The organism is Streptosporangium album, assembly GCF_014203795.1.
Lineage (GTDB): Bacteria > Actinomycetota > Actinomycetes > Streptosporangiales > Streptosporangiaceae > Streptosporangium > Streptosporangium album.
On sequence record NZ_JACHJU010000001.1, the window covers coordinates 4,765,335 to 4,787,035 of the forward strand.

A 21,701-nucleotide genomic window follows, 5' to 3' on the forward strand; every position below is an offset into this window, starting at 1 on the left:
AGGATCGGCCGACCGGTTACCGGGGGATCCAGGAGGCCCAGACGGACGGGTTGGCCTCGACCCACTTCTTGGCCGCGTCCTCCGGGGACATGCCCTTGTTGGTGATGTCGTTGGCCACCGTGTTCTGCGCCTCGTTGGTCCAGGAGAAGTTCTTGACCAGCTCGTAGGCCTTGCCGCCGGTGTCGGCGAACCTCTTGCTCACGATCTTGTCGAGGTCGAGTTCGGCGTAGTCGCAGGCGACCTTCTTGGGGTCGGCGTCGCAGCCCTCGGTGTAGGGGGGCAGGTTGACCCGGACGAGCTCGACCTGGCTGAACAGCCAGTGCGGGTCCCAGAAGTAGAACAGCAGCGGTTTCTTCTGCTTCTGGGCCTGGGTGGCGGACTCGATCAGCGCCGCCTCGCTGCCCCCCACGACCACCTTGTAGTCCAGCTTCAGGTTCTTGATGAGCGCCTCCTCGTTGCTGACGTAGGAGGGGTCGCCGAAGAGAAGCTGGCCCTTGCCGTCCGACTCCGAGGTCTTGAACAGGCTCGCGTACTTGTTCAGGCTCTTGTAGTCGGTGATGTCGGGGTGCTCATCCGCCATCCATTTGGGGACGTACCAGCCGATGACGCCCTTGTTGCCGGTGGAACCCGCATCCACGGCGACCTTCTTCTCCTCGATGAAGGTCTTCTTCAGGTCGTCGTGGCCCCAGTTCTCCACGATGACGTCGACGTCGCCGCTCTCGAAGCCCTCCCAGGAGACCTGCTCGGCGAGCTCCTTCTTCTCGACCTTGTAGCCGAGCTTGCTCTCCAGCAGATACGCGATCACCCCGGCGCTGGCCTCGTATCCGGCCCATCCGTTGATGGCGATCTTCACGGTGCCGCCCGAGGCGGGAGCCGACGATCCGGCGCTCCCGGACGGCTGTGCCGAACTGGTGCCGGTCTCCACCTTGGCGCCACCGCAGCCCGCGGCGGCCAGCCCAAGCGTCAGGACACCGGCGAGCAGGCTGAGCCTGCGTCCGATCCTCATGCGAACCTCTTCTTTCTGGGGGAAGGGCGCCCATCGGCGCCCTGCGTGATCCGGTCGAGCATGATGCCGAGCAGCACCGTGGCGACCCCGGCGGTGAAGCCCATGCCGAAGTCGGTGCGCTGGGAGAACCCGGAGACGACGTCGTAGCCCAGCCCGCCGGCGCCGACCAGCCCGCCCACCACGACCATGGCGAGCGTCATGACGATGCCCTGGTTGGCGGCGAGCAGGATCGCCCGGCGGGCCATCGGCAGCTGCACCTTCCACAGCAGCTGCCGGTCGGTGGAGCCGGACGACCGTGCGGCCTCCACGACGACCGGCGACACGTTTCTGATCCCGTCCTCCACCAGCCGGACGACCGGCGGAACCGCGTAGATCACCGAGGCGAAGATCGCGGTGAACCGGGTCGCGCCGAACAGCGCCAGCGCGGGCAGCAGGTAGACGAACGCGGGCATGGTCTGCGCGGCGTCGAGCAGCGGTCGTTGCACGGAGGCGAACCGGGGCGAGCGTGCCGCCGCGATGCCGGACACGAGACCGACGGCCAGCGCCAGCACCACCCCGACCAGCACGGTGGTGAGCGTCTCCATGGTGTGCTGCCAGAGCCCGAGCAGCGCCGTGGCGAGCAGGCATCCCACGGCGGTGACGGCGGGCCGCGGTCCGCCGGTCCGCCACGCGACCGCGAGCACGACCGCGGCGACCAGCCACCAGGGAGCGGTGGTGAGCACGGTCTGCAGGGGGTTGAGGAACGTCTCGGTGGCGGCGTTCCTGACCGCCTCGGTCACGCCGTACCAGGAGAACTTGGCCCAGTTCACGGCCTCGTTCACCGGCTCGGCGAAGCGGAGCACCCACTCCTGGGGGAACTCGGCGGGCAGGAGCCAGGCCGCGACCCCCGTGACGAGCAGGATCACCGACGTGACGGCGGGCCGGAGCCGGGAGGAGAAGGACCCGGCCGGCGCGGGCCCACGCGCCGCGGCGGCCATGGTGATCCGGTCCAGCACGACCGCCATGGCCACGATCGCGATGCCCGCCGGGAGCATGATGCCCACATTGGCCCGGGAGAGTCCACGGATGATGTCGGAGCCCAGTCCCGGGGCCGCGATCAGGGCCGCGATCACCACCATGGACAGCGCCATCATGACGGTCTGGTTGACGGCCAGCCCGATCGTGGCACGCGCCAGCGGGATGTGGACCTTGCGCAGCGTCTGCCAGCGGGTGGCGCCGAGCGCCGTGGAGGCCTCCACGGGTGTCGCGGGGACCTGCTCGATGGCCAGCGCGGTGATCCTGATCGCGGGAGGGATCGCGTAGATCATCGTGGCGATCGTCGCCGAGGCGTTCCCGATCTGGAAGAACAGCACCATCGGTGACAGGTAGGCGAACGTCGGCATGATCTGCATGACGTCGAGGACGGGGGTGAGCAGGCGGCGCAGCCGTACCGAACGCCCCGCCCACACGCCCAGGGGCAGGCCGACCAGCAGCGAGAGCAGGACCGCCGCGAGCACGAGCGCGAGCGTGTCGACGCCCGCCTCCCACAGTCCCAGCACCCCGAGCGAGCCGGAGCCCAGGACGGCGACCAGGGCGATCCGCCACCCGCCCGCCAGCCAGCCCAGCGCGCCCGCGGACCCGACCACCCCTGCCCAGCCGAGGCCGTGAAGCACCAGGTTGAAGGCGTCGTAGAGCCCACCGACGGACAGCCGCACGTAGTTCACGAAGAACAGGAAGATCGGGCTCTCGTTGCGGTTGGCGTCCACCCAGTCCCGTACGTCGTTGACCGCCCCGAACTGCGCGGCGTCGTCGTCGTGGGGGAGGAGCGCGGTGCCCCGGAACACCAGGTAGGCGGCCACGGCCACGGTCACGCCGGCGAGTGGCGCCACCCAGGGGGGCAGCGGTGCCGTCCTGGAGCGGGGCGCGGGCGGGGCCACGTGCGCGGGGGAGGCGGAGGCCGGTGGGGAGGTCATGTGCCGGCCATCGCCGCGAGGATGTCCAGGCGGTCCACCACGCCGAGCAGCTCCCCGTCCCGCATGACGCGGATCGGCCGGGCCGATCCCATGGCGGCCGGTACCGCGTCGCGGATGACGGTGGACGCCGGGAGCGCGGGACCGTCGAGGGGGTCGTCCTCCAGCGGGGGGCGGCAGATCCAGCGCAGTGAGAGCACCTCGCTCCTGGGCACGTCCTTGACGAAGTCGGCCACGTAGTCGTCGGCGGGGGCGCCGACCAACTCCTCGGCGGTACCGAGCTGGACGATCGCGCCCGCCCGCATGATCGCGATGCGCTCGCCGAGCTTGAGCGCCTCGGACAGGTCGTGGGTGATGAACACCATGGTCTTGCCGACCTCGCGGTGCAGGCGGATGACCTCCGCCTGCATGTCCCGGCGGATCAGCGGGTCCAGGGCGCTGAACGGCTCGTCGAAGAGCAGCACCTCGGGGTCGACGGCCAGCGCCCTCGCCAGGCCGACCCGCTGCTGCATGCCGCCGGAGAGCTGGTCGGGGCGGGCGTCGGCGGAACCGTCCAGTCCGACCAGCGAGAGGATCTCCCGGGCCCGCCCGTGCCGTTCCGCCCGCGAAACGCCCTGGACCTCCAGCCCGTAGGCCACGTTGTCGAGGACCTTGCGGTGCGGCAGGAGGCCGAAGTGCTGGAAGACCATGCTGACGTGGTGCCTGCGCAGCTCCCTGAGCTGGGCCGGCGAGGCGGCGCGCACGTCCTGGCCGGCGATGGAGATCTCTCCCGCGGTCGGCTCGATCAGCCGGGTCAGGCAGCGGACCAGAGTGGACTTGCCACTCCCGGACAGCCCCATCACGACGAACACCTCGCCGGGCCGTACCGCGAAGCCGACGTCCCTGACGGCGGCGACGCAGCCGGTCCGGTCGCGGAGGGTGGCCGGGTCGAGCTGGGCGTCGGGGCTGCCGAGGACGCGCTCCGCCCCGGGGCCGAAGATCTTCCACAGCCCGCGGACCTCGATCGCGGCGCCGTCGGATGGGGCCACTGTCTCCTCCAGAGTTCGGCGCCCGGATATGGCGAGGCTACGGACGTAAGGAGTCAAGATATGGGGGAAATATCGTGAATCACAACGATGTGATCTTCTGGAGGCCGTTGCGCTTCCGTGGCGTTACCAGCCGCTCGTTCCGATGGAACGATGCAAACGGCCATATGGACATGAGAAATACTTAATAACGCCATATGGATGTCCGTAATTGGGGGCTCCAGCTCGCAAATGGAGCTCCAGCTTCCCGCTCTCCTGACTCATAAGTAACCATTTGTGGATCTATGTTCGATTGGCCCTGTTGGTTGAGATGTGCTCGAATTACCGAGGACCAAGAGAATCCGGCCGGCGGTTCATCCACCGAGAGGCAGCGTTCGGTGCGTACACACAATGTCTGGGGAACGGAGAGCCGGTTCCGCCTGCGGAACTGGCGGGTGCGGCCTAGGCTGGTCGCGCTCATCCTGGTCCCCACCGCCGCCGCGGTGTTGCTCGGCGGAGTCCAGGTGTTCGCCTCCATGCGGGCCGCTGCTGACTACCAGCAGGTCAACGACCTGGCCAGACTCTCGGACCATCTCGGCGAGCTCACCCACGAGCTGGCCGGGGAACGCGACCGCACGGCCTGGTTCATCGCCCTCGGCCGCCCGGAACGCCAGGTGGGGGCCGTACGCCGGCAGATGGACGCGGTGGACACCGCGACGAAACACGTCCGCGACAGCGGCGCTCTGCTCCAGGGGGTGGTGAGCGGCCGCACCAGGGACGAGGTGGAGACCATGCTCGCCCGGCTGGAGGACCTCGCCCCGCTGCGGGAACAGGCGCTGAAGTCGACGCTCCTGCCCGACGCGGCCCTCGACGCCTACTCCCTGGTGATCGCCGACCTGCTCTCCCTCCACGACGAGCTCGGCAAGGGCGGCGCCGATGACGTGCTGTTCGGCCAGGCGCTGACCCTGAACGCCCTCGCCCGCACCAAGGAGGCCGCCTCGCTCCAGCGAGGGCTGCTGTCGGTGGTGCTGGTCGCCGGCCGGTTCGAGCAGGAGCAGCTGGAGAAGTTCCTCGGCGCGCTCTCCGCCGAGCGCAACGGACGCAAGACCTTCGCCGCCGAGGCGGACAGCGGGCAGCGCCGCCTCTTCGACGAGACGGTCAACGGCAGGACCGCCGACAGGGCGGAGTTCCTGCGTGAGCTGGTCCTGCTCCGCGCGGCCTCCGGGGCCTCCCTGAAGGGGCTGGACCTGAGCACCAAGGACGACGCACGGGAGTGGTACGACGCGGAGACGGTCACGATCGACCGGATGCGGGACGTGGAGAAGCGCCATGCCCAGGACATCGTCGAGCGTAGCCAGGAGCTCGGTGACGCCGAGCAGAACCGGGCCCTGCTGGTCGCCGGGTCGGTCGCCGGCCTGCTGCTGGCCGTGCTGCTGATCACCACAGGGGTGGCGCGCTCGCTGGTCAGGCCGTTGCGCAGGCTGCGCAGGGAGGCGCTGGAGGTCGCGGAGGAGCGGCTGCCCGCGTACGTCCAGCGGGTCCGCGAATCCCGCGACGGCGAGGTCGCCGCCGACATGCCGCCGATCGGGGTCATGTCCCGCGACGAGATCGGTGAGGTCGCCAGAGCCTTCGACGAGGTTCACCGGGAGGCGGTACGGCTGGCGGGTGACGAGGCCAGGCTGCGGACCACGGTCAACGCGATGTTCGTCAACCTCTCGCGCCGGAGCCAGACGCTCGTGGAACGCCAGCTCACCCTGGTGGAGCGGCTGGAGCGCGGCGAACGCGACGACCAGCGCCTGGCCGACCTGTTCAAGCTCGACCATCTCGCCACCCGTATGCGCCGCAACAGTGAGAACCTGCTCGTCCTCGCCGGTCAGGAAGTGGCTCGACGCTGGCGGCAGCCGGTCGAGCTGATGGACGTCGTCCGCGCCTCGCTGTCGGAGGTGGAGAACTACGACCGGGTGACGACCCGGGTGCAGTCCGAGGTCGCCGTCGCGGGTCCCGCGGTGAGCGACGTGGTGCACCTGCTGGCCGAGCTCGTGGAGAACGCGGTCTCCTTCTCTCCGAAGGACAGCCAGGTCATGGTGTCCAGCAGCCGGATCGACGGCGGTGGCGTGATGGTGTCGGTGACGGACCAGGGCATCGGCATGACGCACGACGAGATCACCCAGGTGAACTGGCGGCTGGCCAATCCGCAGCCCGCCGACGCCTCGGTCGCCCGCCGCATGGGCCTGTTCGTGGTGGGCCGCCTCGCGCTCAAACACGGCATCCGCGTCCAGCTCCGTCCCCAGGACACGGGCCTGGCCGCCATGATCCTGCTCCCCGAGGAGCTCCTCGCTCCCCTGCCCGCCCCGCCCCAGCCGGCCGGACTGCCCCAGCCCGCCGGGTCGTCCCGCACGCTGGGGGTCCCGTCTCCTGCGGCGTCCGTCCTCGCGGCGCCCGCCGGGCAGGCGGCCGTGCCCCCGCAGGCCGGATCCCGGTGGGCGACCGGGCCGAACGTGTGGAGTCCTCCCGCGGAGCGACCGCGTTCTCCCCTGCCGGAAGGAGACCGGTTCCCCCCGCCGCCCGGTGGGCTGCCGGAGCACCGTCCGAACCCACCGGTGGCGGCGGGCGCCGCCGGAGCGCTGCCCGCCCCGGACGGTGAGGAGGACTTCCTGCCGATCTTCGCCTCGGTGGAGTCGGGCTGGTTCCGCATCGGCACCCTCGATCCCGCCGGAGCGGCCGGACAACCCGCCGAGTCCGATCCCACCGCCTCCACCGCCTGGTCCTCTCCCGCGGACACCGGCTGGCAGGCCGCCCAGGCGGCGAGTGCCCCCGCACACGGCGGGACGACCACGTCGGGCCTGCCCAGACGTACCCCCAAGGCGAACCTGGTGCCCGGTTCGGTGAATCCGCCCTCCGGACCGCCCCAGCCACAGCAGCCGGTGGCCCCCGTCTCGGCGGAACGGGTCCGCAGCCGGATGTCGAGTTTCCAGCAGGGCGTGCGCAAGGCCCGCAACGAGCTTCCGAACCGGGAGAGCTGAGCCGTGCCGGGCGGATACCGCGACGGCGGGCAGAGGCCGGAGGACGGTTACGGCCCACCCTGGAACGGACATTCCGGGTACGGCGGGCCGCCCGGCGGTGGGACCTCACCGGGCGGGTATCCCGGGTACGGCGGATCGCCGTACGGTGACTCCTCGGGCGGAGAGCATCCCGGATCCAGCGGACTGCCGTACGGCGAACAGCACGAGGAGGAGAGCTCGCTGGTCCGGATGTACGCCGTCACCGGCGGCCGGACCACCCCACGCACCCAGCTGGCAATGGAGGCCCTGGTCTCCTCGGCGACCTCGGAGCAGCTCGGTCTGTCCTACATCCGCGAATACCGCGCCATCAGCGAACTCTGCCGCCAGATCCGTTCGGTCGCGGAGATCTCCGCGCTCCTGCACATCCCCCTCGGCGTGGCCCGCGTCCTGATCTCGGACATGGAGAGCGAGGGCCTCGTCCGCGTCCACCATCCCCAGATCGACCAGGACGGCCCCGGCCCCCAGCTTCTGGAACGCGTCCTCAGCGGGCTGCACCGCCTGTGACCGCGGCGGGCCGGCCGGCTCCGGTCCTCAGGTCCGCTGGGCCAGCCACCACTGCGCGGCGACGAGTTCGGCGACCAGGGTCTCGGTGAGCAGGGCGACGCCGGGATCGTCGTCGTGGAGGTAGCGGACGGCGGCTCGGGCGCCCGGCAGCTCACCGCCGACGGTGAGCACGGTGGAGCCGCGCTCGCCGATCCAGTCCATCGCCTGGCTGTCGTAGCGGGAGCCGGGGAACAGGATGGCGCGGTAGTCGAGGGTCTTGGTCAGGTAGACGTCCACGTGGGACCAGTCACCGGTCTCGCAGGCGTCGGCGGCGCGGCGGGGGCCCTCGCGGAACATCAGGGCGGACTGCTGGGCCGAGGACAGGCGCTCGGCGGGGGCGATCGTGTAGACCCCGGCCGGGCCGTCGAGCAGGGTCATCGCCTCCTCCAGCCACTGGCTCCGGCGGTCCAGCAGATCGGCGGTGGCCTCGGCCGTGCGGCGGAGCAGGCCGGGCACGTCCAGGCCGGGTGCGTCCAGGCCGGTGCCGGAGACGCCGGACGCGGTGCCGCCCGCGCCGGTGAGACGGTTCCGCAGGGCCAGGAGCAGGCCGAGCGTGTGCTGGAAGGTCCGGCAGGACACGCCGCCGCGCTCCTCGCCGGCGAGTATCGGCACCACCAGGTCGGCGCCTTCGGTGATCGCCGAGCCGGGCCTGTTGGTCAGCGCCAGCACGAAGGACCGGCCGTGGTGGCGGGCGACCGCGTCGAGGGTCTCCCGGCTGCCACCGGTGGCGGAGACCGCGACGACCAGGGTGTCCGGGGTCGCCGGGGAGGAGATGGAGGCCGAGGCGTACTCGGCCACCGCGTCGACGCCCACCGCCCGCAGGCGCAGCGCGGCGACCCCGGCGGCATACCGGGAACTGCCCATGCCGAGGAAGACCACCCGCCGGATCCCGGCCGGTATCCCGTCGAACGGGTCGTCTGTCTCCAGGGCGCTCGCCAGTCCGGCCAGTGCGGACGGCTTGGCCTCCAGATCGGCGAGGTACAGCTCGGGGTCCACTATCTCTCCTTGGATTCGGTCAGCGGTGATGAGGATCGGGCACGACCTCCCGGCGGACGGCGCGGTCACGGCGGCCGGGACGGTACGGCTACGGGTACCAGGACCGGAGGACGCCCATGGGGGCGTAACGCCAGCGGGGAAGGTGGCGGGCGGCGTAGATGAGCTCCCTGCACTCCTGCTCGATCTCGAACGGGCGCACCAGGGAACGGTCCAGCAGGGCGGTGTGACCGAGTTCGGCGAGACGGGCGAGGTAGGCGGACTCCAGGGCGTCGCGGGCGGTGACGGTCCACGCGGCGATCACCAGGGGATGGGCGTCCCGGCGCCTGACGGCGACCTGCCCGACGTGTTCGAGGCTGGTGATCAGCTGGGCGAGGTCGCGGGCGGCGGGCTGGAAGGGGTCGGCGCCGGTGACCGTCGGGTTGCCGTCGAAGTCGATCACCGCGTAACCGTCCCGCCAGCGGAGTATCTGACCCACGTGCAGGTCGCCGTGGATGCGGATCAGCGGGGTGGCGTCCGCCCAGCTCAGTGGGGTGAGCTCGGCGCGGAGCGCATCGGCGTGGGCCGCGAGCCAGTCGCCGTCCTCGCCGCCGGTCAGCGCGAGCGCCTCGTCCAGGGCCTCTCCGGCACGGACGGACCAGGCGGTCGCTCCGGCTGCCGGGACGGCGGGCGCCTGCCGCAGGGGGTCGGGGAAGGTCGTGGACGGGGTCGCCATCGCGGCGTGCAGGTCGGCGGCCAGGACGCCCAGGTCGGTGGCGAAGCCGACGTGACCGGAGACGGCCTCGTCCACGCACCACTCCCAGCCGTCCCGGGCATCGGGCAGATAGGCGGTGACCAGGGCGAGCAGCAGTCCGTCGCCGTCGTCGTCGTTGCGGGACACGGACGCGTACGGCGTGGCGGTGGCGGTGAAGCCGACCGAGGTCAGATGGGCGAATACGTCCGGGGTCGGCTGGGGGAGCGGCGCCGGTGGGGTCAGCCACTTGACGACCACGCTTTCGCCGACCACCACTGACCGGTTGGTCTGGTCGACGTCGAAGCCCCGTTCGGGTGCCGGTGAGACGCCTGCGGCGGCCGATAACAGTTGAACATCAGTTGAAAAGACGGAAGTCGATGTGCCGGGCAGCGGGTGGAAACGGCGGACCGTGAACAGGTCTGGAACATCGCAGCTCAGAGCGGTGACCAGTTCGCCGGTTCTGCCGTCGCCAGGGCTCGGTACAGTTCCGAGCCGATCCCATATTGAAGACGGATTCAACAGGCAAACCAAACTCTCGCGAGGTAATGTCCGGGCAAAGTCTTGCTCAAGTTATTCTTGGCTGCAACACTCCTGCTTTGGTCTGCCGTGTCCGTTACGGCCGGTCTACCCCAATTACACTTGAAATTTGAAGGAGCAGCGGCCGTGTCCCGTATCCGGTACACCCGTCGTCTTCCGGCTGCCGCCCTGGTCGCCGGTCTTGCAATCGCCGTTTCGGCCTGCGGCGGAGGGTCCACGGGCACCACCGCCGCCGCCCCGGCCGCGAGCGCCTCGTCCGCGCAGCTCGACCCGAACATGGACCTGTCGAAGCAGAGCATCACCATCTCGGTCTGGCCGGGCTACACGCCCGAGGACCTCCCCAAGAAGGTGAAGGACACGCTCAAGACCGACCTCAAGGTCAGCCTGCACGACACCAACGAGATCATCATGGGCAAGCTGACCGCCGGGGCCGACACCGATCTCGACGTCGCCTTCGTCTCCGGCCAGTACGCCCAGGCCCTCAACGAGGCCGGGCTGCTGGAGCCCATCCACCCGGAGCTGATCCCCAACCTGGCCAACCTCTACCCCGAGGCCAAGGAGCTCTCCTACGACAAGGGGAACGTCTTCTCGGTCCCCTACACCTGGGGCACCACGGGCATCTGCTACCGCACCGACCTGATGAAGACGCCGCCGACGAGCTGGAACGACATCCTGAGCCCGCCGGCCGAGGCGAAGAAGAAGGTCACCATGATGACCACCGAGCGCTGGCTGGCCCTGCCCGCCGCCAAGGCGCTCGGCAAGTCGGTCAACACCAAGAGCGACGAGGACCTCGCCGCGATCAAGGCGAAGCTGCTCGAGGCCAAGCCGAACGTGTTCTACGACGACGTCACCTTCGGCGACCGCCTCAAGACCGGTGAGACCGTGATGGCCGAGGCGTGGGACGGCTGGTGCCCGACCACGGAGAAGAACATCAAGTTCGTGGTGCCGAAGGAGGGCAGCGACCTCTGGGTGGACACGATGGTCGTGCTCAAGAGCTCCAAGAACAAGGAAGCCGCGCACGCGTTCATCAACTTCATCCTGGACCCGGAGATCCACAGCTGGGCCGCGGAGAACATCCTCTACAAGGTCCCCAACAAGGCCGCGATGGACGCCCTCCCCGCCAAGCTCAAGGAGGACAACGCGCCGCTGCAGATGACCCCGTCGCAGCTGCTCGCCGGCGAGTCCATCATCGACCTGGGTGAGGACTCCACCAAGTTCACCCGTCTGGCGACCGAGGTCAAGGCCGCGAAGTGACACGTTCCACCGTCTCCGGCGCGACCGCGAAATCGCGGTCGCGCCGGTCGCGGGTGCTCGGGCGGCTGGCCTTCCTGGGGCCCGGCCTGACCTATCTGATCGTGCTCCTGCTGATCCCGCTGGCCCTGGTCCTCAGCTACGCGTTCTTCCGCAGGGGCCGTTTCGGCGGCGTCATCTACGAGCTGACCGGGGAGAACTTCACCCGGCTGTTCGACCCGCTCTACCTCGACGTCCTGCTCGGCTCGCTGAAGCTGGCCACGGCCGCCACGCTGATCGCCCTGCTCTTCGGCTATCCGACGGCCTACCTCATCGCCCGGCTCCCCGCCAAGTGGAAGACGATCGCGCTGATCGCGATCGTGCTGCCCTTCTGGACGAACTTCCTGATCCGCATCTACGCCTGGATCGTCCTGCTCAGCGGCCCCGGACTCGTCAACACATTGCTGGGCAAGCTGGGCCTGGGGCCGTTCGAGTTCCTCTACAACGACGGCGCGATCGTCACCGGCCTGATCTACTCCTATCTTCCGCTGATGGTGCTCCCGCTCTACGCGGCGATCGAGAAGCTGGACCCGCAGCTCCACGAGGCCTCGGCCAACCTCGGCGCGAAGCCCGCCCGCACCTTCGTCTCGGTGACGCTGCCGCTGACCCTGCCCGGTGTGATCACCGGATGCATGTTCGTCTTCGTGCCGAGCTTCGGCAACTTCGTCATCCCCGAGCTGCTCGGCGGTGGGCGCTCGATCATGGTCGGTAACCTGATCAGGGACCAGTTCCTCACGGCCCGCGACTGGCCGTTCGGCGCCACCCTCGCGATGGCGCTGATCGCCGTGCTGATCGTCCTGCTGCTCCTGCAGTCCTGGAGTGCTCGTCGTGCGTAAATCGCGCCTGCTGTACGTCCCCTTCTGGGTGACCTACATATTCCTGTACACGCCCATCGTGGTGCTGGTCGCCATGTCGTTCAACGCGGGTAAGTCGCCCTACAACTTCGAGGGCCTCAGCCTGAAGTGGTACGGCAAGCTCGCCGGGAACGCCACCGTCCGGGAAGGCCTGGTCAACACGTTGATCGTGGCCGCCGGGTCCACGGTGCTGGCCACCGTGCTGGGCACCCTGCTGGCCGTGGGCCTGGCCCGCCACAGCAGGTCGCGGCTGCTGGACGGGCTCGGTGTGCTGCCGGCCATCCTGCCCGACCTGGTGCTGGCCATCGGCCTGCTGGTGTTCTACTCCACGGTCAAGGTGACCCTCGGCCTGCACTCGGTACTGCTGGCCCACACGGTGTTCGGCATGGCGTTCGTGACGGCGGTGGTCCGCACCCGGCTCACCCACAGCGACACCTCCCTGGAGGAGGCGTCCAGGGATCTCGGCGGGACACCGGTCACCACGTTCGTGCGCATCACGCTGCCCCAGCTCATGCCGGGCATCACGGCGGGCGCCCTGCTGGCGTTCACGCTCTCCATCGACGAGTTCGTGATCGCGTTCTTCACCGCGGCGCCGGCCACCCCCACCCTGCCCATCGTCATCTACTCAATGGTCCGCTTCGGGGTCACCCCAGAGATCAACGCGCTGGCGACGCTGCTGCTGGCCGTGAGCTTCACCGTGGTGATCGTGGCCCAGCGGATGACCCGACTGACGGAGTCGCTGTCCTAATGCTGAAGATCACAGGTGTCAGCCGCCGGTTCGGCGACGTCACGGCGCTCTCGGAGGTCTCCCTGGACATCCGGCAGGGCGAGTTCTTCGCGCTGCTGGGCCCCAGCGGGTGCGGCAAGACCACCCTCCTGCGCATTCTGGCGGGCTTCGAGGCCCCCGACTCGGGCACCGTCACGCTCGACGGCGACGACCTGCTCGGCCAGGCCGCGCACCGCCGCCCGGTCAACCTCATGTTCCAGTCCTACGCGCTGTTCCCGCACATGAGTGTGGCCAGGAACGTCGCCTACGGACTGGAGCGGGAGAGGCTGCCCAGGGCCGAGATCCGTGAGCGGGTCGGCGAGGTCCTGGAGAAGGTCGGCCTGGCCGAGATGGCCGGGCGCAGGCCGCAGCAGCTCTCCGGCGGCCAGCGGCAGCGGGTCGCGCTGGCGCGTGCGATCGTGAAGCGGCCGCGCCTGCTGTTGCTGGACGAGCCGCTGTCCGCGCTGGACAAGAAGGTCCGCGCGGAGATGCAGCTGGAGCTGAAGCGGCTCCAGAACGAGGTCGGCATCACCTTCGTCGTGGTCACCCACGACCAGGAGGAGGCCATGTCGCTGGCCGACCGGATCGCGGTCTTCAACGCGGGCCGGGTGGAGCAGGTGGACAAGCCGGCGGCGCTGTACGAGCGGCCCCGCACGCCGTTCGTCGCCGACTTCGTGGGCGCCAACAACCTCTTCGAGGGCAAGGTGTGCGCGGGGGGTCTGGAGAGCCCCGAGCTGGGTGTCCTGCCCGCGGTGTCCGAGCTGGCGGCCGGGACGCCCGCGCTGCTCGCCGTACGGCCGGAGCAGCTCAAGCTGAACAGCCTGAAGCGCGCGAAGCGGGTAAAGCGCCTTAACGGCATAAAAGGCCTGAACAGTCCGGAAGACGTGCTGCGCGGGAAGGTCGCCGACGTCAGCTTCTACGGCGGTGTCTCCCATGTCTCGGTCCTGGTGGACGGGCGCCAGACGCCGATCCTGGTGGCCACGCAGGGGACCACCCAGGTTCAGGCGGGCTCCTCGGTCGCCCTCACCTGGGGCGCCGAGGACGGGGTGCTGATCCCTCAATGAGACGTCTTGAGCGGGTTGCCCGTGGCGGTCCTGGCGTAGGCGAGGATCAGTTCCGCCGCCTCCTGCGGGCCGATCACCGGGTGGCGGGCCGTTATGCGATAACCGTACGCATCCTCGAGCGCGACCAGGTTGCGCGCGATGACAAGGGAGTCGCCGGCCAGCGTGAAGGTCCCCAGGGCGGACCCGGTCTCCAGAACGCTCTGGTACATGGAGACCTGCCGGTCGTAGAGCGTGGTGAGCAGGAGGGCGTACATCCGGTTGCGGGCGGCGGCGCCGCCGAGCTCGTTGAGCAGTCGCACGTCCGGGTCGTCCGGCCCGTGCGGCAGGCCCGAGCGGATGGTCACGACGAGCTTCTCGGCGGGGTCGCGCAGGCCGCTGATCCGCTTGAGACGCTGCTCGTAGAAGCGCTCCATCCCGGCGTGGTGGGCGTCCACCAGCAACTCGCCCAGGTTGGGGTAGTGGTAGAGGACGGCGCCGGAGGTCAGGCCGGCCTCCTCTGCGACGTGGTTGAGATGCACGCCATCGGTGCCGTGCCGGATGATCGCCCGATGTGCGGCTGCAATGAGATCCAGGCGACGATCCGCCCTCCCCTTGCGTGTCATAATCCCCCGCTCATTGAAAACCAGGCTCTGTGCCGGGGTCCATAGTGGCCCCTTTTCAGCACTTTAGCTAGATCTAAGAATTTAACCATTCTTCAAAACCGGAATTTCCTCTCAACTGGAGGCGCGGTGTCTCTCACGATCCTGTTCATGCCGGAGAGTGCCTACGGGCCGACGAACAACTGCATCGGCATCGGCGACATTCTCCTCAAGCGCGGCCATCGGGTTGTTTTCGCAGCTGAGGCCTCCTGGAAGGGGAAATTGGAGGCCCTTGGATTCGAAGAGGACCTTGTCGATCTCGCACCGCCCTCGGAAGAGGAGCAGGATGCGGGGCAGTTCTGGAAGGACTTCATCCGAGACACCGCGCCGGAATACCGGAAGTCGACCTCGGTGCAGCTTGAGACGGTGACCAGGCCGATCTGGGATGCGCTCATCGACGGCGTGAAGTACTGCGAGCCGCAGTTGAAGGCGATTATCGAACGGGTTCGGCCGGATGTGATCGTCGAGGACAACGTCATCACCTTCCCGGCGCTGCTCACCGCCGGCAAGCCCTTCGTCCGCATCGTCTCCTGCAACCCGCTGGAGGTACGCGGTGCGGACATCGCCCCGGTCTTCTCCGGCCTGCCCGCCGACGACCGGTCCGGGTGGGACGCCTTCCGCGCCGAGTACGACCGGACCCACCGCGAGGTCTGGAGCGCCTTCAACGAATGGTCCGTCGCCCAGGGGGCCTCGCCGCTGCCGGATCTCGACTTCATCCACGAGGGAGACCTCAACCTCTACGTCTTCCCCGAGATCGTCGACTACACCGACGCCCGGCCGCTGGGCGACTCCTGGCACCGCCTGGACTCCTCGGTCCGTGAGACCGACGGCGGCTTCGAGCTGCCCGCCTCGCTCGCCGGGCGGGACGGCGCACTGGTCTACTTCTCGCTCGGGTCGCTCGGTTCGGCGGACGTGGAGCTGATGCAGCGGGTCATCGACGTGCTGGGCGCCACCCCGTACCGCTTCATCGTCTCCATGGGACCCCTGCACGAGGAGATCAAGCTCGCCGACAACATGTGGGGCGCCGAGTTCGTCCCGCAGACCAAGATCATCCCCATGGTGGACCTGGTGATCACGCACGGCGGCAACAACACCACCACCGAGGCGCTGCACTTCGGCAAGCCGATGATCCTGCTGCCCCTGTTCTGGGACCAGTACGACAACGCGCAGCGGATCCACGAACTGGGCTACGGCGTCCGCCTGGCCACCTACACCTTCACCGACTCCGAGCTGACCGGCGCGCTGGAGCGCCTGATCGGTGACGCGGGGCTCCGCGAGCGTCTGGCCGCCGCCGGCGAGGAGATCCGCCGCCGTGACGGTCTGCGCAAGGCCGCCGACCTCATCGAGCGGGCCGGCGCCTGAAAGCCCCGGTACCACCATCACAAGGGACGTTCCATGGGTAAGTTGATCAACCCGGCAGACGGCGGGTCGCTGCGCGAGGTGCCGGACACGCCGGTAGCCGAGGTGGCGGCCGCCGTACGGCGGGCACGGGCGGCGTATGAGGAGTGGAACGGGGCCACCCCGGCCGAACGGGCCAAGGTGATGCTGCGCTTCGCCGACCTCGTCGAAGCCGACACCGAGGAGCTCACCCGGCTGGAGGTCGCCGAGACCGGTAAGCCCGCGACGGTGTTCCGCGACGGCGAGCTGCCGTTCGCGGCCGACAACCTCCGCTTCTTCGCCGGGGCGGCCCGCTCGCTGGACGGCACCGGGGCCGGGGTGCTCAGCTCCGGCTACACCTCGGTGCTGGTCCGCCGCCCGGTCGGCGTCGTCGGGTCGATCGCCCCGTGGAACTTCCCGCTCGTGATGGCGGTCTGGAAGCTCGGCCCCGCGCTGGCCGCGGGCAACGCGGTGGTCATCAAGCCCGCCCCGCAGACGCCGGGCACCACGCTCCGGCTGGCCGAGCTGTTCGCCGGGGCGGGAGCGCCCGAGGGCCTGCTCCAGGTGGTCCTCGGCGACGCCGAGGTGGGAGAGGCCCTGGTCACCGACCCGGGTGTGGACATGGTGAGCGTCACCGGTTCCACCGAGACCGGCCGCGCCGTCATGCGCGGAGCCGCCGGCTCGCTGAAACGGGTGCACCTGGAGCTCGGCGGCAAGGCTCCGGCGCTCGTCTTCGGCGACGCGGACCTGGCCGAGATGGCCAGGGGCGTGGCGATGGGCGCGACCTACAACACCGGGCAGGACTGCACGGCCGCGACCCGCGTCTACATCTCCCGCGAGGTGTACGGCGAGGCGGTCGAGGCGCTGCACGCGACACTGGCGCAGATCACGGTGGGCGACCCCTGGGACGCGACGACCGACATCGGCCCGCTGATCTCGGCCGGTCACCGGGCCCGCGTGCACGGCTACGTCGAGCGCGCCGTCGCCTCGGGCGCGTCGGTGCTCTGCGGTGGCGCCCCGCTGGACGGCCCCGGCTTCTACTACCCGCCGACGCTCATCGCCGGCGCCCGCCAGGACAGCGAGATCGTTCAGGGCGAACTGTTCGGCCCGGTTCTGGTCGCCCTGCCGTTCGACGGCGAGGACGAGGCCGTACGGCTGGCCAACGACACCCCCTACGGCCTCGCCTCCTCGGTCTGGTCCGGGGACGTGGCGAGGGCACTGCGCGTCTCGCACCGCCTCGACGTGGGGGTCACCTGGGTCAACGACCATCTGCCGATCGCCTCGGAGGCCCCGCACGGCGGGGTCAAGGGGAGCGGGTTCGGCAAGGACATGAGCCAGGAGGCCGTCCAGGAGTACTCCGTGACGCGCCACCTGATGATCAAACACCAGGCCCCTGAGGCGAGGGCATCTTTTCGGCCCGCCTGAAATTCAGGGCGATATATCCCTTTTGTGGTGATATGTCGGCACTTACTCCATTCGTAGTGACATAAAGGATGTGCTCAAATTGCTTTCGCCGCATCCGTACCCGGCGAGGGGTTAAAGCCAGTGATGACACAAGACCGCCGGAGCCATCGTGCATCAGGAGTCGGTAGCCGGCTCCTGCCGTCGAACTGGCGCGTCCGTCCTCGTCTGGTCGCGCTGATCCTGCTCCCCACCGCCGCGGCCGTGGGGCTGACCGGCCTCCAGCTCACCAACTCGCTGGCCAGCGCCGGGGAGTACCGCAAGATGACGGAGGTCGCCTCGCTCGTCGAGCAGCTCGGCACCCTCTCCCACGAGATGGCCGAGGAACGCGACCTCACCGCCTGGTACATCGCAGACCACCGCGGCCCCCGCCGGTTCGCCAAGGTCAAGCAGCAGCGCCAGGTGGTCGACCAGGCCAGTGAGCAGGTACAGAAGTCGATCGACGGTCTCGACCCCGGGCAGGCGGCCCGAGTTCTCGCCGAGACCTCCCAGGTGAGCAGATGGCTCAAGGGTCTGCCGGGTCTCCGCAAACCCATGGAGGGAAGCGTTCTCCCGCGTGCGGCCCTCGGGATCTACACGCGGATGATCGGCGACTTCATCACCCTCCACGACGACCTGGGCCGCAGCGGCGGCGACGAGCGCCTGATCGGCGACGCGCTCGCGCTGGGTGCGCTGACCCGGGCCAAGGAGCAGGTCGCCAGGCAGCGAGGCGTCCTGCTCGTCGGTCTGGAGGAGCGCAAGTTCGACTTCGACGACCCCGCCGAGTTCCTGGGTGCCTACAAGAGCCAGATCAGCGAGGTGGCCTCCTTCCGCGCGACCGCCTCTCCCGGTGACATCAAGAGCTTCGAGCAGGAGGTCAGCGGCCAGAACGTCGACCGGGCCGACTTGACGACCGCCCTCGTCAGGTCCCGCATGCGCGAGGCCCTGCCGCTGCCGCCCACGGGCCCCAAGGGGATCAACAACTGGTTCACCTCCTCCACAGCGGTCGTGGACGGCATGCGGACCGTCGAGCGCGCTCTGAGCGCCGCGGTGGTCGCCCGCAGCCAGGAGATGCAGAGCAACGAACAGCGCAGCGCCATCATCTCCGGCGCCGCGATCCTGATCCTGCTGATCCTGATCCTGCTGATCACCGCCTGGGTGGCCGGCACGCTGGTCCGGCCACTGCGCCGGCTGCGCAGCGAGGCCCTCGAAGTCGCCGACACCCGGCTGCCGGAGACCGTCCGGGTGCTGCGGGAGTCCGGTGAGCTCGCGCCGAACGTGGAGGTGCCCTCCATCGGTGTGGCCTCCCGAGACGAGATCGGGGAAGTGGCCCGGGCCTTCGACGAGGTCCACCGCGAGGCCATCCGGCTGGCGGGTGACGAGGCCCGGCTGCGGAACAACGTCAACGCCATGTTCGTCAACCTCTCCCGGCGCACCCAGTCGCTCGTGGAGCGGCAGATCGACCTCATCGACGACCTGGAGCAGGGCGAGCAGGACGACAATCGGCTGTCCAGCCTCTTCAAGCTGGACCACCTGGCCACCCGCATGCGCCGTAACTCCGAGAACCTCCTGGTCCTCGCCGGTCAGGAGCAGAGCCGCCGGTGGAGCGAGCCGGTACCGCTGAGCGACGTCGTACGCGCCTCGCTGTCGGAGGTCGAGAACTACGAGCGGGTGTCGCTCCGGGTGGAGTCCGGCACCTCGATCATCGGTTCGGCCGTCAACGACATCGTCCACCTGATCGCCGAGCTGGTCGAGAACGCCATCTTCTTCTCGCCGCAGGACACAAAGATCATAGTTAGCAGTAACGGCAACGAGACGGGCGCCATCATCCTGGCGGTCACCGACGCCGGCATCGGCATGAGCGACGAGGAACTGGCCGAGGCCAACCGGCGGCTGGCCGAGCCTCCCGCGGTGGACCTGTCGGTCTCCCGCAGGATGGGCCTGTTCGTGGTCGGCCGGCTGGCCATGCGTCATGGCATCCGCGTCCAGCTCCGTCGTCCGGAGGCCGGCGGCCTGAGTGCCGTCGTCCTGCTCCCGGTGCAGGTGGTCGCCCAGCTCCAGCCGGCCATGGCCGGTCAGGGCGCGTCCCAGCCGTCGCTCGGCATCGGGGCGCGCCCGGATCCGTTCGGCGCCGGCCCGGACCCGGACCCGTTCGGCACCTTCTCCGGCCGAGGGGGCGCAAGCCGGCCGTCCCCGGTCCAGGACGCTCCGGTCCCGGCTCCGGCGGCGGACCTCTGGTCGGCGCCGGTGGTGTCGGCCTCCGCGGTGGAGGACCTGTGGTCGTCACCCTTCACCTCGGTCTCGTCGCCCCCGCCTCCGGTGCCACCGGTTTCGCAGTCGTCGTTCCCGTCCTCCTGGCCGGAGGCCCCGCCGATCGATCCGTGGACGCCGCAGCGGCCGGAGACGGTAGAGAACCCGTGGGCGCCGCAGCGGCCGGAGGCTGCGGAGAACACCCAGAACATGCCCGTGGTCGAGGTGTCGTCGACGGAGCCGGAGCCGGACGAGTTCCTGCCGATCTTCGCGGCGGTGGGCTCCGACTGGTTCCGCAGCAGTTCCTCCACCGAATTTCCGCCCGAGCCCGGAGACGAGTCCGCACTCTCGTCTGATCCCGCCGGTCCCGCTGAGATCGCAGCCAGGCCCAAGCCGATGGAACAGCCGGTCCAGGAGGCCCAGCCACTGCCGGTCCGGAAGCCCCGGCAGGACCCGTCCGCCGAGAGGCAGCCGTGGAGCACCCCCGCAGACCAGGGCTGGGCCGCGGCCGAGGTGGCCAAGAAGCCCGTCGAGGGCGGCACCACCGGAGCGGGCCTGCCCAAGCGGGTCCCCAAGGCCAACCTCGTCCCCGGATCCGCCTCCGCGGCGCCGGCGGCACCGCCGCCCCCGATGCCTCCGATCTCGGCGGACCGGGTGCGCAGTCGTCTGTCCAGTTTCCAGCAAGGCGTACGGCAGGGCCGCGCTGAGATGAGTGAGCGGTCCAACGCCGTCGAGGGAGAGAAGCAGTGAACCACCAACTCAGTCAGGCCGCACGCGGCTTCAATTGGCTGATCACCGAGTTCGTCAAGGAGATGCCCGGAGTCGCCCACGCGGTGATCGTCTCCGCGGACGGTCTTCCACTGGCGTACTCGCAGGGCTTCCCGAGGGACCGCGCCGACCAGCTCGCTGCGATCACGGCCGGCCTGATCAGCCTGACCCAGGGGGCATCCCGGGTCTTCGAGGGCGGCCCCGTCGCCCAGACCGTGATCGAGATGCAGCGCGGCCTTCTGTTGACCATGTCGATCAGCGACGGTTCCGCGCTCGCCGTACTGGCCTCGCCGGACTGCGACATGGGCCTGGTGGCCTACCAGATGACTCTGCTTGCAGAGCGTGCCGGGCAGGCGCTCACGCCTGCACTCAGGGCCGAGCTGCAGTCAGCTCAGCGATAGGGAGGTGATATGGACGCACCGGGATGGCGTGGACCGGGGGAGGAAAACCCGAACACGTCTCAGGCCAAGAGCGGGCGAGATCGTTTGATTCGCCCCTACGCTGTTACCGGGGGAAGGACCGCCCCTCGGATGCAGCTCGCACTCGAGGCGCTGGTCTCCTCGGCGACGTTCGTGAGCGTGGATACGGGCACGCTCTCCACGGAGTATCAGGCCATCATCTCGTTGTCCCAGCAAGTGCGTTCGGTTGCGGAGCTCTCGGCTCTGCTGCGCATGCCGCTGGGCGTGACCCGGGTCCTGATCGCGGACATGGCGGCCGAGGGCCTGGTGCAGATCCACCAGCCGTCACTGGATGCCGGAAAGCCGGATCTCAACTTGCTTGAAAGGGTGCTCAGTGGGCTTCGCAGGCTCTGACGCCGGAATGACGTCGACGAAGATCGTTGTCGCCGGAGGATTCGGTGTCGGCAAGACGACCTTCGTCGGCGCGGTCTCCGAGATCATGCCGCTGACCACGGAAGCGGTGATGACAGAGGCCAGTGCGGAGGTCGACGACCTTTCGCACATCCCGACCAAGCGGACCACCACGGTGGCCATGGACTTCGGCCGGGTTTCGCTGGACCGTGACCTGATCCTGTACCTGTTCGGTACGCCTGGTCAGCATCGGTTCTGGTTCATGTGGGACGACCTCGTGAAGGGCGCGATCGGTGCGATCGTGCTGGTCGACACCCGGCGGCTGGCTGACAGCTTCCCGGCGATCGACTACTTCGAGGAGGCCGGCCTACCGTTCGTCGTGGCCCTCAACGGCTTCGGCGGCTCGCACATCCACGGTGAGGAGGAGGTGCGGGAGGCTCTGACGATCTCCCCGCACATTCCGATCGTCCGGACCGACGCCCGGTCCCGCGACGCCGTGAAGTCGACCTTGATCACATTGGTCGAGCACGTCCTCACCCTCCGGGTGTGACCCGCGGCGTGGGTCCACGGCCACCGAGCCTCATGGCTCGCCTCCGGCTGTGGGCCCACGCCGCGGCT

The 21,701-nt window shown here is 69.4% G+C and carries 18 protein-coding genes; 12 read left to right on the forward strand and 6 right to left on the reverse strand.

The window, feature by feature from the left end; genetic code table 11:
- Positions 1-16: 16 nt before the first annotated feature.
- Genes FHR32_RS22745 through FHR32_RS22755 form a run of 3 tightly spaced genes read right to left on the reverse strand, consistent with a single transcriptional unit; the run spans position 17 to position 3,983 of the window.
- The gene (locus FHR32_RS22745) at positions 17-1,006 is read right to left on the reverse strand and encodes an ABC transporter substrate-binding protein (RefSeq protein ID WP_184756148.1); all 990 of its coding nucleotides are present in this window, start codon (positions 1,004-1,006) and stop codon (positions 17-19) included.
- Complete coding sequence (locus FHR32_RS22750; protein WP_184756149.1) at positions 1,003-2,958, reverse strand: ABC transporter permease; 1,956 nt, start codon at positions 2,956-2,958, stop codon at positions 1,003-1,005. Before FHR32_RS22750 ends, FHR32_RS22745 begins: the two co-directional genes overlap by 4 nt.
- Complete coding sequence (locus tag FHR32_RS22755; protein ID WP_184756150.1) at positions 2,955-3,983, reverse strand: quaternary amine ABC transporter ATP-binding protein; 1,029 nt, start codon at positions 3,981-3,983, stop codon at positions 2,955-2,957. Before FHR32_RS22755 ends, FHR32_RS22750 begins: the two co-directional genes overlap by 4 nt.
- Before the next feature lie 431 nt (positions 3,984-4,414).
- On the opposite strand from FHR32_RS22755, the gene FHR32_RS22760 reads away from it, so the two are divergent.
- Together FHR32_RS22760 and FHR32_RS43070 are read left to right on the forward strand one after the other, a co-directional pair.
- Positions 4,415-6,982 carry a sensor histidine kinase gene (locus FHR32_RS22760; protein ID WP_312882608.1) on the forward strand — a complete coding sequence of 856 codons (2,568 nt, stop codon included), beginning with the start codon at positions 4,415-4,417 and terminating at the stop codon, positions 6,980-6,982.
- 3 nt (positions 6,983-6,985) lie between these two features.
- Complete coding sequence (locus tag FHR32_RS43070; RefSeq protein ID WP_184756152.1) at positions 6,986-7,525, forward strand: DUF742 domain-containing protein; 540 nt, start codon at positions 6,986-6,988, stop codon at positions 7,523-7,525.
- 27 nt (positions 7,526-7,552) lie between these two features.
- On the opposite strand, the gene FHR32_RS22770 is transcribed toward FHR32_RS43070, so the two are convergent.
- The gene (locus FHR32_RS22770; RefSeq protein WP_184756153.1) at positions 7,553-8,560 is read right to left on the reverse strand and encodes an SIS domain-containing protein; all 1,008 of its coding nucleotides are present in this window, start codon (positions 8,558-8,560) and stop codon (positions 7,553-7,555) included.
- Between the two features lie 88 nt (positions 8,561-8,648).
- Positions 8,649-9,566, reverse strand: coding sequence for an aminoglycoside phosphotransferase (locus tag FHR32_RS22775; RefSeq protein ID WP_184756154.1), 918 nt, complete (start codon positions 9,564-9,566; stop codon positions 8,649-8,651).
- 387 nt (positions 9,567-9,953) lie between these two features.
- On the opposite strand from FHR32_RS22775, the gene FHR32_RS22780 reads away from it, so the two are divergent.
- Genes FHR32_RS22780 through FHR32_RS22795 form a run of 4 tightly spaced genes read left to right on the forward strand, consistent with a single transcriptional unit; the run spans position 9,954 to position 13,801 of the window.
- Positions 9,954-11,081, forward strand: coding sequence for a polyamine ABC transporter substrate-binding protein (locus FHR32_RS22780; protein ID WP_184756155.1), 1,128 nt, complete (start codon positions 9,954-9,956; stop codon positions 11,079-11,081).
- Positions 11,078-11,953: an ABC transporter permease gene (locus FHR32_RS22785; RefSeq protein WP_312882611.1), complete on the forward strand. Its 876-nt coding sequence runs from the start codon at positions 11,078-11,080 to the stop codon at positions 11,951-11,953. The genes FHR32_RS22780 and FHR32_RS22785 overlap by 4 nt, the downstream gene beginning before the upstream one ends.
- Positions 11,946-12,719: an ABC transporter permease gene (locus tag FHR32_RS22790; RefSeq protein ID WP_184756156.1), complete on the forward strand. Its 774-nt coding sequence runs from the start codon at positions 11,946-11,948 to the stop codon at positions 12,717-12,719. The genes FHR32_RS22785 and FHR32_RS22790 overlap by 8 nt, the downstream gene beginning before the upstream one ends.
- Complete coding sequence (locus FHR32_RS22795; protein ID WP_184756157.1) at positions 12,719-13,801, forward strand: ABC transporter ATP-binding protein; 1,083 nt, start codon at positions 12,719-12,721, stop codon at positions 13,799-13,801. Before FHR32_RS22790 ends, FHR32_RS22795 begins: the two co-directional genes overlap by 1 nt.
- Here FHR32_RS22795 and FHR32_RS22800 read toward each other — a convergent pair.
- A complete protein-coding gene (locus tag FHR32_RS22800; protein ID WP_184756158.1) occupies positions 13,795-14,403 on the reverse strand; it encodes a TetR/AcrR family transcriptional regulator in 609 nt (202 codons plus the stop codon). The genes FHR32_RS22795 and FHR32_RS22800 overlap by 7 nt on opposite strands.
- A 126-nt stretch (positions 14,404-14,529) precedes the next feature.
- Between FHR32_RS22800 and FHR32_RS22805 the strand changes: the two genes are divergently transcribed.
- The 6 genes from FHR32_RS22805 to FHR32_RS22830 all read left to right on the forward strand — a co-directional run bounded on the left by FHR32_RS22805 (position 14,530) and on the right by FHR32_RS22830 (position 21,633).
- Positions 14,530-15,801 (forward strand): glycosyltransferase, encoded by a 1,272-nt coding sequence (locus FHR32_RS22805; RefSeq protein ID WP_184756159.1) that lies wholly within the window; start codon positions 14,530-14,532, stop codon positions 15,799-15,801.
- A 33-nt stretch (positions 15,802-15,834) separates the two neighbouring features.
- Positions 15,835-17,241: an aminobutyraldehyde dehydrogenase gene (locus FHR32_RS22810; RefSeq protein ID WP_184756160.1), complete on the forward strand. Its 1,407-nt coding sequence runs from the start codon at positions 15,835-15,837 to the stop codon at positions 17,239-17,241.
- A gap of 123 nt (positions 17,242-17,364) precedes the next feature.
- Positions 17,365-20,256, forward strand: coding sequence for a sensor histidine kinase (locus FHR32_RS22815; protein WP_184756161.1), 2,892 nt, complete (start codon positions 17,365-17,367; stop codon positions 20,254-20,256).
- Entirely contained in the window at positions 20,253-20,675 is a 423-nt protein-coding gene (locus tag FHR32_RS22820; RefSeq protein ID WP_184756162.1) for a roadblock/LC7 domain-containing protein, read from the forward strand. The genes FHR32_RS22815 and FHR32_RS22820 overlap by 4 nt, the downstream gene beginning before the upstream one ends.
- Before the next feature lie 129 nt (positions 20,676-20,804).
- A complete protein-coding gene (locus FHR32_RS22825) occupies positions 20,805-21,086 on the forward strand; it encodes a DUF742 domain-containing protein (protein WP_031158898.1) in 282 nt (93 codons plus the stop codon).
- A gap of 7 nt (positions 21,087-21,093) precedes the next feature.
- On the forward strand, positions 21,094-21,633 hold the full coding sequence (locus FHR32_RS22830; RefSeq protein WP_184756164.1) for a GTP-binding protein: 540 nt from the start codon (positions 21,094-21,096) through the stop codon (positions 21,631-21,633).
- Positions 21,634-21,701: the final 68 nt, after the last annotated feature.